The organism is Clostridium punense (assembly GCF_017874425.1).
Lineage (GTDB): Bacteria > Bacillota > Clostridia > Clostridiales > Clostridiaceae > Clostridium_J > Clostridium_J punense.
In genome coordinates this window covers 11,990-25,597 of the sequence record NZ_JAGGLL010000024.1, presented here as the reverse complement: position 1 = coordinate 25,597, position 13,608 = coordinate 11,990, and the positions used below count along the sequence as shown (strand labels likewise).

13 protein-coding genes and 1 tRNA gene are annotated in these 13,608 nt (G+C 30.1%); 10 read left to right on the top strand and 4 right to left on the bottom strand.

From position 1 onward, the window contains the following. Position 1 precedes the first annotated feature (1 nt). From J2Z44_RS14695 to J2Z44_RS14680, 4 genes are all read left to right on the top strand, one after another. Entirely contained in the window at positions 2-655 is a 654-nt protein-coding gene (locus J2Z44_RS14695; RefSeq protein ID WP_021284971.1) for a V-type ATP synthase subunit D, read from the top strand. A gap of 275 nt (positions 656-930) precedes the next feature. Next, positions 931-1,410, top strand: coding sequence for a peptide deformylase (gene def / locus J2Z44_RS14690; protein ID WP_021284972.1), 480 nt, complete (start codon positions 931-933; stop codon positions 1,408-1,410). A 558-nt stretch (positions 1,411-1,968) separates the two neighbouring features. Then, positions 1,969-4,257, top strand: coding sequence for an RNA polymerase recycling motor HelD (gene helD / locus J2Z44_RS14685; protein ID WP_209649746.1), 2,289 nt, complete (start codon positions 1,969-1,971; stop codon positions 4,255-4,257). 130 nt (positions 4,258-4,387) lie between these two features. After that, the gene (locus tag J2Z44_RS14680) at positions 4,388-5,563 is read left to right on the top strand and encodes an FprA family A-type flavoprotein (RefSeq protein WP_021284976.1); all 1,176 of its coding nucleotides are present in this window, start codon (positions 4,388-4,390) and stop codon (positions 5,561-5,563) included. A gap of 51 nt (positions 5,564-5,614) precedes the next feature. Here J2Z44_RS14680 and rocF read toward each other — a convergent pair whose 3' ends face one another. Then, positions 5,615-6,514 carry an arginase gene (gene rocF, locus J2Z44_RS14675; protein ID WP_209649744.1) on the bottom strand — a complete coding sequence of 300 codons (900 nt, stop codon included), beginning with the start codon at positions 6,512-6,514 and terminating at the stop codon, positions 5,615-5,617. 196 nt (positions 6,515-6,710) lie between these two features. Between rocF and J2Z44_RS14670 the strand changes: the two genes are divergently transcribed. After that, positions 6,711-7,097, top strand: coding sequence for a hypothetical protein (locus tag J2Z44_RS14670; RefSeq protein WP_021284978.1), 387 nt, complete (start codon positions 6,711-6,713; stop codon positions 7,095-7,097). Between the two features lie 71 nt (positions 7,098-7,168). On the opposite strand, the gene J2Z44_RS22080 is transcribed toward J2Z44_RS14670, so the two are convergent. Continuing rightward, positions 7,169-7,336, bottom strand: a complete 168-nt coding sequence (locus J2Z44_RS22080; protein ID WP_209649742.1) for a Spo0E family sporulation regulatory protein-aspartic acid phosphatase — start codon at positions 7,334-7,336, stop codon at positions 7,169-7,171. Positions 7,337-7,874: 538 nt separating this feature from the next. Between J2Z44_RS22080 and J2Z44_RS14660 the strand changes: the two genes are divergently transcribed. From J2Z44_RS14660 to J2Z44_RS14650, 3 genes are all read left to right on the top strand, one after another. Continuing rightward, entirely contained in the window at positions 7,875-8,060 is a 186-nt protein-coding gene (locus J2Z44_RS14660; protein WP_021284979.1) for a DUF896 domain-containing protein, read from the top strand. Between the two features lie 14 nt (positions 8,061-8,074). Further along, a complete protein-coding gene (gene hprK, locus J2Z44_RS14655; protein WP_209649740.1) occupies positions 8,075-8,983 on the top strand; it encodes an HPr(Ser) kinase/phosphatase in 909 nt (302 codons plus the stop codon). Positions 8,984-9,084: 101 nt separating this feature from the next. Further along, the gene (locus tag J2Z44_RS14650; protein WP_021284982.1) at positions 9,085-10,491 is read left to right on the top strand and encodes an aminopeptidase; all 1,407 of its coding nucleotides are present in this window, start codon (positions 9,085-9,087) and stop codon (positions 10,489-10,491) included. A 108-nt stretch (positions 10,492-10,599) separates the two neighbouring features. On the opposite strand, the gene J2Z44_RS14645 is transcribed toward J2Z44_RS14650, so the two are convergent. Next, positions 10,600-11,007, bottom strand: a complete 408-nt coding sequence (locus J2Z44_RS14645; protein WP_209649738.1) for a DUF4883 family protein — start codon at positions 11,005-11,007, stop codon at positions 10,600-10,602. A gap of 270 nt (positions 11,008-11,277) precedes the next feature. Between J2Z44_RS14645 and J2Z44_RS14640 the strand changes: the two genes are divergently transcribed. Next, positions 11,278-11,949, top strand: coding sequence for a manganese catalase family protein (locus J2Z44_RS14640; protein WP_021284984.1), 672 nt, complete (start codon positions 11,278-11,280; stop codon positions 11,947-11,949). A gap of 298 nt (positions 11,950-12,247) precedes the next feature. Here J2Z44_RS14640 and J2Z44_RS14635 read toward each other — a convergent pair. Then, positions 12,248-12,329 (bottom strand) — tRNA-Leu (locus J2Z44_RS14635). Positions 12,330-12,536: 207 nt separating this feature from the next. On the opposite strand from J2Z44_RS14635, the gene glsA reads away from it, so the two are divergent. After that, positions 12,537-13,451 carry a glutaminase A gene (gene glsA, locus J2Z44_RS14630; RefSeq protein WP_021284985.1) on the top strand — a complete coding sequence of 305 codons (915 nt, stop codon included), beginning with the start codon at positions 12,537-12,539 and terminating at the stop codon, positions 13,449-13,451. Positions 13,452-13,608 lie beyond the last annotated feature (157 nt).

Sequence of the window (13,608 nt, the reverse complement as noted above, 5' to 3'; positions counted from 1 at the left end):
AATGGCTAGGCTTAATGTTAATCCTACTAGAATGGAGCTTTCTAAGCTAAAAAAAAGATTAGTGACTGCAACAAGAGGCCATAAGCTATTAAAAGATAAACAAGACGAGTTAATGAGAAGGTTTATAGAACTTATTAAATATAATAATAAGTTAAGGACTGAGGTTGAGGATAAGCTTCAATTATCCTTTAAAAAGTTTCTCATGGCGTCTGCTGCTATATCTCCAGAGTTTCTAGAAGAAGCAATAGCTTATCCAAAAGAAAGCATATCTGTTCAGGTAGGCCATAAAAATGTAATGAGCGTTAACGTGCCAGTGATGAAGTTTATTCGAAAGCTAGAGGATGATCCAGGAAGTATTTACCCTTATGGATTTGCAACTACATCTTCTGAGTTAGACGATTCTATTGAGCATCTTTACTCTATATTACCAAGGCTTTTAGAACTTGCTGAGGTAGAAAAGTCATGCCAGTTAATGGCTGATGAGATTGAAAAAACAAGAAGAAGGGTTAATGCCCTTGAGTATATGACCATTCCACAGCTAAATGAAACTATAAAATATATAAAGATGAAACTAGATGAAAACGAAAGAAGTGCATTAACAAGATTAATGAAAGTTAAAGATATGATGGAAAAGCAAAATAAAAGAGCGGAGTAATTAACTCCGCTCTTTCCATTAGCTTAAGAATTAAAAGCACAGCAATATAGTATAAGTATAAATATCCAGTTCTCAATATAAAAAAAATAGTATATAATATATGTAATATGATTTTACTTAAATATAGATTCAAATAAAATTATATTCCAAATCAATGTATGTATTTTTATTTAAATTCTATAGTTTTTAGGGTGCATTTATTCATTGTTGTCAATAAGGGATGAGATGTGTCTATAAATATTATATAAGTTAAATATATGATAGGGGGACTAGCAATGGCAGTAAGAGAAATTTTACAATATGGTGACAAGAGATTAAGTACAATTTGTGAGCCCATAAAAGAAATTAATAAAGATGTTTTGGACATCATTCAAGATTTAAAGGATACATTATATGATGGCACAGGCATAGGATTAGCAGCACCACAAATAGGTATATTAAAAAGAGTAATTCTTATTGATTTAAGAAGTGGAGGAGAGCCTATTATACTTATTAACCCAGAAATAGTTGAAGCTAGTGGCAGTGAGTGTGATTATGAAGGGTGTTTAAGTTATATTGGTTATGAGGGTGAAGTTGTACGACCTACAAAGGTTGTTGTTGAAGGGTTAAACGAAAAAGGTGAGAGGATTGCATATACTGCAAAGGAATTATTAGCTAGAGCCTTTTGTCACGAAATTGATCACTTAGATGGCATACTTTATATGTCGAGAGCTGAATCAATGTATGAAGTTGTTGAAGAAGACGAAGAAGAATAAAAGAGAGCTTTTAGGCTCTCTTTTATATTGTGCTACATAAATTTTATAAGTAGTTTTATTTTCTACGGTATATTTTGCGTTAGAGAAACAATAGAAAATTAATTGAATGTCCTCTGTAAGAAAATTTAATAATGTTAAATTTTAAAGCAAAATATTTTAGGTTTTAAGAGTGATTCCTTCAAATGAAAGTTTGTTTCCAAGTAAGGATGGCTTCTTATTAAGCTTAATAGTTGCATCTTCTTCAATGTAAAGCCCATTGTGAATATAAACGTTTATACCTTCGTATTGAAATAAATTATAATCTTCATTAATTTCTACATGTTTTTTAACCTCAATCCATGGGGTTTTAACAGGGGTAGTGCCTCAACACAAACTTGTATTAACCAGTTTTAACAATACTACATAATTATTTTTTCTTAAATAATCTATGGCGTCCTCGCTAATTTTTATCATAAAAACTCCTAAAAATGTTTTTCTATAGACTAAATTGCTATAATATATTATTATAATATTCTTCTAGTAAAAAACAATTACTTTATTTAAGGTGGGTGAAGTTGTATGGCTATTGAAAAAGCTGAAACCCTTAGGGAAAGAGAGAAGTTTATAACTACAAAAAATTGGATTCATGAGGAATTGGATAAAACCAAAAATAAGTTTAATGATTATGATAAAAAAATTTCTACTTTAAAAAAATCTTCTGGAGGAACATATAGTGATGACTTAATTCTAGCCCAACAGATTTTTGATTTTATAAATAAAAATCTCCATAAGTACGAAGAGGCTAAAGAACAGCCTTACTTTGCTAGGATAGACTTTAGGGAAAAAAGAAGAGAAAAAGAAAGCTTTTATATAGGAAAGTTTGGATTAAATGATGAAGAAAATAATGAAGAAGTGGTAATTGACTGGAGAGCCCCTATTGCAAACTTATACTATAGTGGAACCTTTGGACAATCATATTACGCATCTCCAATGGGAATAATTGAAGGAGATTTATCTCTAAAGAGAAAGTTCCTTGTGAAAGATGGAGGACTAGAAGAAATCTTTGATGAGGGTATTAATGAATTGATTGTAAAAACATCTGCTGAGGGAAATGAACTTATAGATGAGTTTTTAAAGTTAAACCTAGAGCAAAGTATGAGCAAAAAGCTAAAGGATGTTGTTGCTACAATTCAAAAGGAACAAAATGAAATTATACGTGCATATAAAAATAAGCCTATTATAATACAAGGGTCAGCAGGCTCAGGGAAAACCACTGTAGCTCTTCATAGATTAGCTTATCTTATTTATACCTATGGAAATGAAGAAAAAAATGAAAATATATTAGTTGTAGCACCAAATAAATTATTTATAGATTACATATCTGATGTGTTACCCAATTTGGGAGTTTATAGCGTAAAGCAAAATACCTATGAAGAGTTGTGTATGGAGATATTGAAAATTAAAGGAAAAATAATCACAAAGGATGAGAAGCTAGCTAAAATTATGGAAGAAGAGCAAATAAATAGTGTAAAATATATAACTTCTTCTAGTAAAGTTAAGGGATCCTTGGCTTTTAAGTCTATTTTAGATAGGTATATTAAATTTTTAGAGTCAAAGGATAGTGATGTGGAAGATATAGAGGTAGAAGGGTACACTCTTTTTACATCAAAGGAAATTAAAAAGCTTTATATTAGAGATTTAGCTCACTTACCAGTGAAGAGAAGAAAAGAAGAGATTAAAAAATATTTTAAACAAAAGGTTAAAGATAAAGTTTTTTCTGTTGAAGAACTTATTGACAGAGACTATGGTTTTAGGGTTAAAGATATAAAATTAGCTATAAATATTTCTGAGGAAGAAAAGCGAAAACAAATAATTAGTGTTTATAATGAAAGAGATGAAAAGAAAAAATCTTTAAAAGTAAACAGTAATAAAGCTTTAAAAGAGTTTTTTTCAAATTGGGAGTCTCTAGACTTGTATAAATGCTATATAGAATTATTCAATAATGAAGCAACTTTTAAAGAGATTACTAAGGATACAATTCCTCAAAAGTTGTATGAGTATATGAGAGAAGAGCTAAATAGAAATTCTCAGAAGAAACTTATTGATAGTGATGATTTGACCCCTTTAACTTATTTAAAATTAAAATTTGAAGGAACTAATTTAGAAAAATTTATGCATCTAGTGGTAGATGAAGCTCAAGATTACAGTTATTTTCAGATGCATCTATTAAATGAAATATCTCAAAACAGTTCTATGACTATTGTAGGGGATTTAGGACAAGGGATTTACAACTATAAAGGGATAGCATCATGGAATAAGCTTATAGAAGGTGTTTTTAAGCAGGACGCAACATATATAGCGCTATCACAAAGCTACCGTTCCACAGTTGAAATAATAAGTGTAGCTAATAGAGTTTTAGAAAAACAAAATTTAAACTTAATACCAGCTATGCCAGTGCTAAGGCATGGTGAAATGCCTAAGAATATAAGAGTACCATCTAAAGATGAAGAAGTTAAATTAATTGATACTATAGTTAATGAGGTTTATGGAAAGAAAAAGAATTCCGTTGCTATAATTTGCAAAACCCTAAGTCAATGTAAGGAATTAAGTAAAAAATTAAGTAAAAATTCTTCCTTTACCTGGGTTTTAATTGGAGAAAATGAGAACAATATTAACATGGAAAGGATTATAATTCCTAGCTATATGACTAAAGGACTTGAATTTGATGCTACTATTATATACAACTGTGATGATGAAAATTATATAGATAATGACCTTGATAAAAAGTTATTATATGTAGCGTTAACAAGAGCACTACATTTAGAATATATAATTTTCAGTGGAAATTTAACTAAGCTATTACAGTAAGTTAGTTAATAAATAATTAATAATTACTTATAACTAATAATTAGTATTAATTATTTCTTTTATTTATAATTTGTTATATAATATTAAGGGTAATAATTTTGGAAAATATTTCTCAATTGGAGGTTTAGAAATGAAAGCTGTTGAATTAAAAAATAAAATTTATTGGATTGGTGTGGAAAACCCTGAATTAAGAATTTTTGACATAATCATGGAGACGAAGAGAGGAACTACATATAATTCATACTTAATAGATGATGAAAAGGTTGCAATTATAGATACTGTAAAAGATGGATATTTTGATACTTATTTAGAGAATATAAAGAATATTATTGGAGATAGAAAAGTTGATTATATAATAGTACAACATACTGAGTTAGACCATAGTGGTTCTTTAATTAAACTACTAGAGGTGTATCCTGAGGCTAAAGTTATTGCTTCTAAGGCGGCTATTAAATACTTAGGTGGAATTCTAAATACAAACTTTCATAGCTTACCAGCAGAACAACCTATTAATTTAGGAAGCAGAACCTTAGAATTTATATCAGCACCAAATTTACACTGGCCTGATACAATATTCACTTATGTTAAGGAAGAAAAAGTTCTATTTACTTGTGATGTTATGGGTTGTCATTACTCTCCGATAAATTGTATAACAGATGGTTGTTCAGGAGATTATGAAACTGAAATGAAGTATTATTTCGATGTAATTATGGGACCTTTCAAGAAATTTGTTAATGCAGGTTTAGATAAAATTGAAAGTCTTCCTAAAGATATAGTTGCACCGAGCCATGGACCAATCCATATTGATGATATAGAACATTATATAAATCTTTATAGACAATGGGCTAAGGAAGAAGAGCCAACGGATAGAAATATTCAAATATTCTATATATCAGCTTATGGAAATACAGAAACTATGGCTAAGTTTTTAGCTAATACTATCAATGAGAAGGGTATTAGAGCTGAAGCTCATGAAATAACTTCAATGAACATGGGAGATATGGTTAATTTAATTGAAAAATCTTCTGGAATACTAGTTGGTACTCCAACTATAAATCAAGATGCAGTTGAACCAGCTTGGAACCTTTTAGCTCATGTAAGTGCTATCACAAATAGAGGTAAAATCGCAGGAGCCTTTGGATCTTACGGATGGAGCGGTGAAGGTGTACCAATGGTTAATTCAAGATTAAAGAGCTTAAAATTTAAAGTATTAGAAGATGGTTTAAAGTTTAACTTTGTTCCAAGTGAAAATGATTTTGAAGTAGCTAAAGTTTTTGTAGAAAACTATTTAGAAATGCTTAAATAAGAAAAAGGTATTGCAACATTTGGGTTGCAATACTTTTTTATATATTTGAAATTATAGATTTTTTGATATATGCTCCAATAAATCCATACAAATAGAAATTGTAGAATCTCCACCTTCTTCAAGTCTGGTGTTTAGCTCAACAAAATCCATTGATTTTACTAAACGAGTTCCTATTAAATATTTTAACATATACTTACATTCATCAACTGTCAATCCATCAGCAACCGGTGTGCCAGTTCCAGGAACTAAAGTTGAATCAAGAGAATCAATATCATAACTTAAGTGAATTGCATCTATTTTTTTCTCAATAAGTGTGGTGTGAACTCTGCGCATAATTTCTTCTATACCTAAGTTTCTAAGATCTTCAGTAGTATAGACATTTAGTTTATAGTCTTCAATTATCTTAAGCTCTCCCTCATCTAAATCTCTAGCACCTAAAATAAATACGTTCTCTGGCTTTACTTTCTGGCCTTGAAAATATACATCTGTAAGTGCTGAATGTCCTATACCCATAGCTGCCGCTAGAGGCATACCATGAACATTTCCTGATGGTGATGTTTCATGCGTATTAATATCACCATGTGCATCTATCCAAACAACTGCCATGTTATCATGATACTTGCTGCAACCAGATATAGAGCCAAGGCCTAAAGAGTGATCTCCCCCAATTACTAGCGGAAAAGACTTTGATTCAAGGCTGCTGTATACTTGATGTGCTAAGTTTTTATTAACATCTAATATGGCATTTAAGTACTTCATTTTATTATGATTGGCAAATTTATCACTTTCTAATATCTCAGGTACATGTAAATTTCCTAAATCATAAACCTCGTGGTTATTTTTTTCTAGAAGTTCAATTATTCCTCTTTCTCTTAAATCATTAGGACCTAGGTTTACACCTTCTCTATCACAACCGTAAAAAAGTGGAACTCCTATAAAGTTTATTTTCATTTAACAATCCTCCTTTGTGAATTTACTTGACAAGCAATTATATAACAAAGTGGTAATTTTTATAAGTAGTTTTTAAATATACAGTATATTAAAAATATTAAAAAAAAGAGGAGCATGTGTTAATATTAGGATACGAGGAAATAATACTTTCTATGTAGTATAATTAAAATTATAATTTAGTATTGGAGGAATAAATTTGAATAAGATTAAAATTTTTAATATGCTTGAAGATAATGAGTTATATGATCTTAAAGAAATTAAGAAAAACAATGATGTTTTAGTGGTAAATTTTAAGTACGAGTTCGATGACTTAGAAATATCAGGAGCTGAAAGTTATGCCAATGAAGAGTATGACAAAGAGGAAAAGGATGATAGCTGGTATGATGATTATTATCTGCCTTATTTAAATGACATGGCAATTGACAATGTAGAGGATATAATGGATGAAATTTGTGAGGAAGAAAGTTTAGATTATGAGTTTGTAGCTTATGAATTGTCTAAGGAACAAGTAGATTACGTAGAATTTATTGCTGTATTTTTTAAAGATGAAATCGATTTTGAATTAGATGAGTTAGTTTATTAGTGATTTAGATAGGTAATTATAGCTTTAAGAAACTCCTCAAGGAGGAGTTTCTTAAAAAAATAAGCTTTAAGTTAGCTTATTTTTTTATGTAGTTTTTGATATTGAACTATATATTGATCTAACTGTTGTGAACAAAACACAACTATTCTGTCAGTTGGCTTCCTAAATGTCAGTAAAAAATGTAGCAGTTTCTTAAAGGAATTAATCTTATGTTTAAGTATCCGAATTTTTAAGATCATAATATTTCCTCGCTAAACTTTGAATTTGTAATAATTTGATACTTTAATTTTAACAAACAATAAAATAAAAGTTAAATGATTTCGTAAGTCAAAATACTGTGTTATTTTACAAATTTTATGATGCTTCGAAGAAAGAATAGATTAATTAACAAATATTACCATAAATTTAAAGGTAAGAAATTAGGATTATCAACGCATGTAAATATATGTAAATACCGAAAACTGTCGCAAAATTAATTATTTCCAGCAGTTTTTATATTTGATTATATTTATTTTTAAACCCAATATTTTGTTAATTGTAGTTTATAATCGTATTAGGTATTAGGTATTAGGTATTAGGTATTAGGTATTAGGTATTAGGTATTAGGTATTAGGTATTAGGTATTAGGCATTGTGGCAGCAGAAAAGCACTTTGGACCGTTGATTTAATTTTATTTAATACTTTAGGAGATAATATCTTTATCTTTTATAATTTAAGTTGTAAAATATATTAAGCTAGAAAGCTTCCACATATTGTAGTAAAGAAAGGATGAAAGTTATGAAGTTAGAAGAAATGATTGAAAGAATTAATTATTTATATAAAAAAAGTCAAAATGAAGGACTTACTGAGGAGGAAAAAAAGGAACAGGAAGAACTGAGAAGAAGATATGTTGATAATGTAAAAAGAAATTTCAGACAACAACTTAGTGGAATAAAGAGAGTTCCGCCTAAAAGAATACATTAATTGAAGGTGATTATATGGGAGTATGTGCAAAGGATTTAATTAAGAACTTTGATTTAGAAATTTTAGTAGAAGGTAACTTAGAAGTAGACATTCCTGTAAGTGATATAAATAGGCCAGGTCTTCAATTTGCTGGTTTTTATGATTATTATGACAATAAGAGGGTTCAAATAGTTGGGAAAACAGAGTGGAGTTATTTAGAGTCCTTATCACCAGAAGTAAGAGCAGAAAGATTAGATAAATTTTTTTCTTTTGAAAATCCTTGTATAATTGTTACACGAGGACTTGAACTCCACGAGGAATTTATTAATGCAGCTAAGAAATATAATGTGAACATTTTAAGAAGTAGTATGAAATCTACAAGGTTTGTAAGCAGAATTACTAATTACTTAGATAGTGAACTAGCACCAGAAACTAGAATTCATGGTGTTTTAGTGGACGTATATGGCATAGGTATTTTAATAACTGGCGAAAGTGGCATTGGAAAAAGTGAAGCAGCTCTAGAACTTATTAAAAGAGGTCATAGATTGATTGCAGATGATGCAGTGGACATTAAAGAAATTGATGGGATTTTATATGGTAATTGCCCATATATTACAAGAGGTATGTTAGAAGTAAGGGGAATGGGGATTATTGATGTAGCTGCAATTTATGGAACCAGCTCAGTTGTTACCAATAAAAAAATTAGCTTATTGATTTCTTTGGTAATTTGGGATGATAAGCAGGAGTTTGATAGACTTGGGGTGGATAAGGAGTATGCAGAAATACTAGGAGTATATGTTGAGAAGATGCTTTTACCTATTAGACCAGGTCGTAATATAGCAGTGATAATTGAGGCAGCAGCAGCAAATTTCAGGTACAATGCTACATCAAATAGCACTCCTGTCGAAACCATCGAAAAAAGAATAAGTGAAATGAATTATTAGAAAGTAAAATAAACTTTGGCAATTCATGAAAATTTAATTGTATTCTGTTAAAATTTTTAGTAAAATGAAAGAGATAAATCATATTTTAGGAGGATGAAGCCATGGGAGATTACAATAAGCTAGTAAAGAAATATGAATTAGCTTGGGACAAGTACACAAAAGAAGACTTAGATAAGGTTTTTGCGTTATCAGAAAGATATATAGATTTCATGTCAAAATGCAAAACTGAAAGAGAATGTGTAAACGAGTTCATAGTTCTTGCAGAAAAAGAAGGATATAGAGATATAAACTCTTATATTGCTGAAGGGAAAAAACTTCAAGCAGGAGATAAAGTATATGCTAACTGCATGGGAAAAACTTTAGCTTTATTTTTAATTGGTTCAGAACCTGTAGAAAAAGGTTTTAAAATTTTAGGAGCTCACGTTGACTCTCCAAGATTAGACCTTAAGCAAAATCCGTTATATGAGGATTCAGACTTTGCTATGTTAAAAACTCACTACTATGGTGGAGTTAAAAAATACCAATGGGTTACTATTCCACTAGCAATACATGGTGTAGTGATTAAGAAAGATGGAACTACAGTTAACGTAGTTATTGGAGAAGATGAGAAAGAACCAGTAGTTGGAATTTCTGATCTACTAATACATCTTGCTGGAGATCAAATGGCAAAAACCCTAGCTAAAGGTATTGAAGGTGAAAGCCTAAATGTATGTTTAGGAAGTATGCCAATTGAAGATAAAGAAGCTAAAAATAGAGTAAAATTAAATGCTTTAAGATTACTTAACGAAAAATATGGAATAGATGAAGAAGATTTCGTATCTGCTGAATTAGAAGTTGTACCAGCAGGAAGAGCAAGAAGCTACGGATTAGATAGCTCAATGGTTATGGCTTATGGTCATGATGATAGAATCTGTGCTTACACATCTTTCGAAGCTATGCTAAACATTAAAGAAACTGATAAAACTATTATAACTCTACTTGTTGATAAAGAAGAAGTAGGAAGCATAGGTGCTACAGGAATGCAATCAAGATTCTTTGAAAACACTGTAGCAGAAATAGTTAACTTAATGGGAGATTATAGCGACTTAAAAGTTAGAAGAGCATTAGCAAACTCAAAAATGTTATCTTCTGATGTAAGTGCTGCATTTGATCCAAACTATCCATCAGTAAGTGAGAAACAAAATAATGCATTCTTCGGTAAAGGTATTGTATTTAATAAGTATACTGGAGCTAGAGGAAAAGGTGGATGTAACGATGCAAATCCAGAGTTCATCGCTGAGTTAAGAAGGATTATGGAAAAACATAACGTATCATGGCAAACTTCTGAGCTTGGAAAAGTTGACCAAGGCGGCGGTGGTACAATCGCTTATATCTTAGCTGAGTATGGAATGGAAGTTATTGACTCAGGTGTGGCTCTTCATAATATGCACGCACCATGGGAAATAGCAAGTAAAGCTGATATATATGAAGCATGCAGAGGTTACGAAGCATTCTTAATAGAAGCTTAATTTTATGAAAAAAATATTAAAGGGTAGAATTTCTACCCTTTTTGTTTTGGCTAAGTTTAATCTTTGAAAGAAAACTTTTATCTTAGAAGTTATCAAGCTTACCATGTTCTACTCATTAGGTAGATGAAACTTACATATACCGTAAAGATTATAGGAAAGAGGTATATCTGACATATCTATATAATCCATATCATACTTACCATCCCAAGGATAAATAGAAGCATATTTTTCATTATAAACATTTAATACATATTTAATTTTGTTAAATTCTATATATACTTTATAGATAGGCGTTTCAGGCAAGTTTTCAGGTTTGCTGATAAAATTAGTGGCTTTTAAAGAGTTTAAGAAATTATCTATATCTTCGTAACCAACTTTATCTAAAGTTCGCTCCTTATATAAATCTGAATAAAAAATAACTATGGACATTGGAGCTTCTGTTTTATAAAAGTTAAGCAATCCATTTGTATAGTAATAGGTTGTAGGTTTTTCATTATTAAAAATCTTATTTGACATCTTGCACCCCGTAATACTAGTTAAGGTAACTATTATTAAAATTAGTATTATAATTTTCTTTTTCAATATATCAACCCCTTTTTCCATATAACATTATGAAAAATAATTAAGAGTTATTACTTATTTTATAATTTATCTTTAATAATTTTTTATCACCTTAATTTTAGCTCTAGTCCTGAACAGATTAAGGTAATTGATAAAATTAGGTATAATTTTATTTTATATTTGGCAATATATTCTTGAAGTTACCTATTTAAAGGAGTGGAATAGATGTTTAAACATGAAAAAAGACTATTAAGAGATGTAAGGGTAGAAAAACCAAACCCACAATATGCGGTACTTTTACAGGAACAGTTAGGGGGGGCTAATGGAGAGCTAAAAGCTGCACTTCAATATGCTTCACAAAGCTTTAGAATTAAAGATATGGCCATAAAAGACTTATTTTTAGATATTGCTGCTGAAGAGTTAAGCCATATGGAAATGGTTGCTCAAACTATTAATTTGCTAAATGGTCATGATGTAGACCATGATGGAGTTTCAGTAGGAGAAATTGAGTCACAGGTTTTAAGCGGACTAAATCCAGTACTTATTAATGCATCAGGAGACCCATGGACCGCCCATTACGTAAATGTAACTGGAGACCTATGTGCTGACATTTTATCAAATATTGCCGCTGAACAAAGAGCTAAGGTTGTCTATGAGTATTTACATCGCCAAATTAATGATAAGTATGTTAGAGAAACTATAGACTTTTTATTAAATCGTGAAGAAGCGCATAATGCATTATTTAGAGAAGCATTTAATAAAATTAAGGACACTGGTTCAAATAGAGATTTTGGTGTAACAGAAGATTCTAAACTTTACTTTGATTTATCTACACCTGGAAAATTCTTTGAAGCGCCAGATCCAACTGCACCATCCTTTGAAAATCCAAGAAAATAAACAAAACTAACTATAAAAATAAAACACAGATTAATTTTTATATACTTCCTTTATGGTAGATAGTTTAAATAATAAAACTGTTTTCATGAAGGGAGTTTATTTTTATGGGAACAAAGTTGAATTCATTGTGTAAGATTAAATTGTCGCATTCATATATTCCTTTAAAGCAGTTAAAAAATCCATGAATTTGTAGAACTAATTTAAAATACACTAATATCACGGTATAATAGGCACTTTAAGAGGTTAAATGAGTTGAATTTTAAAAATAAAAAAACCACACTATGGATGTAGTATGGTTTGGTGCCGGTGGTGGGATTTGAACCCACATGGTTTCCCGTTCGATTTTGAGTCGAATGCGTCTGCCGTTCCGCCACATCGGCATAATATTAAGAGTATTTCTGATAAATTTTATATTAAAATCATTATCAACAAAACTATATTACCACAGTATTATAGTTTTTTCAATATGTATATGAAAATATTAGTAAAAAAAGTTATGGTTTTCATTCTATAAAGTTGAAAAACTAAATTAAAATGTTATAATATGTTTGTATTGAATGTTTATATTTAGATTGGAGAGTATCATAATGAAAAAAGTACTAGAAAATATTATTGAAAAAAATAGAGAATGGTCTAAAAGGGGAGAGGTTGCTTCATATATTCCTGAACTTGCGAAAGCTAACCCTAATGCCCTCGGGATTTGTGTTACTACTTTAGATGGCGAAGAGTATTTTGCTGGTGATTATGATTCAAAGTTTACTATACAAAGTATTTCTAAGGTAGTAACCTTGATGCTAGCCATTTTAGATAATGGTACTGAATATGTATTTTCTAAAATAGGAATGGAACCTACAGAATCAGCGTTTAACTCAATAGTAAATCTAGAGAATAATAAACAGAAAAAACCCTTAAACCCAATGATAAATGCAGGTGCTATTGCTACAGTTTCACTTATTAGTGGAGAAACAGCTGAGGAGAAATTTAATAGAATATTAAAGTTCACAAGAAAAATTACTGGAAACGATACTATAGATGTGAATAATAATGTTTATTTATGTGAAAAGGCCACTGGTGATAGAAATAGAGCCTTAGCTTACTTTATGAAAGGTAATGGAATTATACAAGGTGATGTTGAGGATATTTTAGATGTATACTTTAAAGCTTGCTCTATGGAGGTTACCTGCAGAGATATTTCTAGGATTGGAGCTCTACTAGCAAATGCTGGTGTGCTTTTAAATAATGAGAGGGTTATATCTAGAGAGGCATGTAGAATCATTAAAACTATAATGGTTACTTGTGGAATGTATGATGCTTCTGGTAAATTTGCTGTACATATTGGAATTCCCGCGAAAAGTGGAGTAGGTGGGGGAATTATGGCTGCAGTTCCAAGAAGAATGGGAATAGGTGTGCTTGGACCATCTCTAGATCACAAGGGGAATAGTATTGCAGGAATTAAAGTTCTTGAAAGTCTATCTCAGGAATTTGATTTAAGTATTTTCTAATACATTTTTATTAAATAAATCTTATATTTAGTAAAGTACAATTTTTTATATTAACTATTAATTGTTTAAAGCAAAACACGCCCTAAGAAACTTAGGACGTGTTTTGCTTAATTATCTAGTTTAAGACTTTATAAGTTTTAAACCATAGATGTTATTT

Coding starts and splice junctions, on each gene's coding strand:
- helD (WP_209649746.1), top strand. CDS start 1,969: ATGGCTATTGAAAAAGCTGAAACCCTTAGGGAAAGAGAGAAGTTTATA.
- def (WP_021284972.1), top strand. CDS start 931: ATGGCAGTAAGAGAAATTTTACAATATGGTGACAAGAGATTAAGTACA.
- J2Z44_RS14680 (WP_021284976.1), top strand. CDS start 4,388: ATGAAAGCTGTTGAATTAAAAAATAAAATTTATTGGATTGGTGTGGAA.
- rocF (WP_209649744.1), bottom strand. CDS start 6,514: ATGAAAATAAACTTTATAGGAGTTCCACTTTTTTACGGTTGTGATAGA.
- hprK (WP_209649740.1), top strand. CDS start 8,075: ATGGGAGTATGTGCAAAGGATTTAATTAAGAACTTTGATTTAGAAATT.
- J2Z44_RS14695 (WP_021284971.1), top strand. CDS start 2: ATGGCTAGGCTTAATGTTAATCCTACTAGAATGGAGCTTTCTAAGCTA.
- J2Z44_RS14640 (WP_021284984.1), top strand. CDS start 11,278: ATGTTTAAACATGAAAAAAGACTATTAAGAGATGTAAGGGTAGAAAAA.
- glsA (WP_021284985.1), top strand. CDS start 12,537: ATGAAAAAAGTACTAGAAAATATTATTGAAAAAAATAGAGAATGGTCT.
- J2Z44_RS14645 (WP_209649738.1), bottom strand. CDS start 11,007: ATGTCAAATAAGATTTTTAATAATGAAAAACCTACAACCTATTACTAT.
- J2Z44_RS14650 (WP_021284982.1), top strand. CDS start 9,085: ATGGGAGATTACAATAAGCTAGTAAAGAAATATGAATTAGCTTGGGAC.
- J2Z44_RS22080 (WP_209649742.1), bottom strand. CDS start 7,336: ATGATCTTAAAAATTCGGATACTTAAACATAAGATTAATTCCTTTAAG.
- J2Z44_RS14660 (WP_021284979.1), top strand. CDS start 7,875: ATGAAGTTAGAAGAAATGATTGAAAGAATTAATTATTTATATAAAAAA.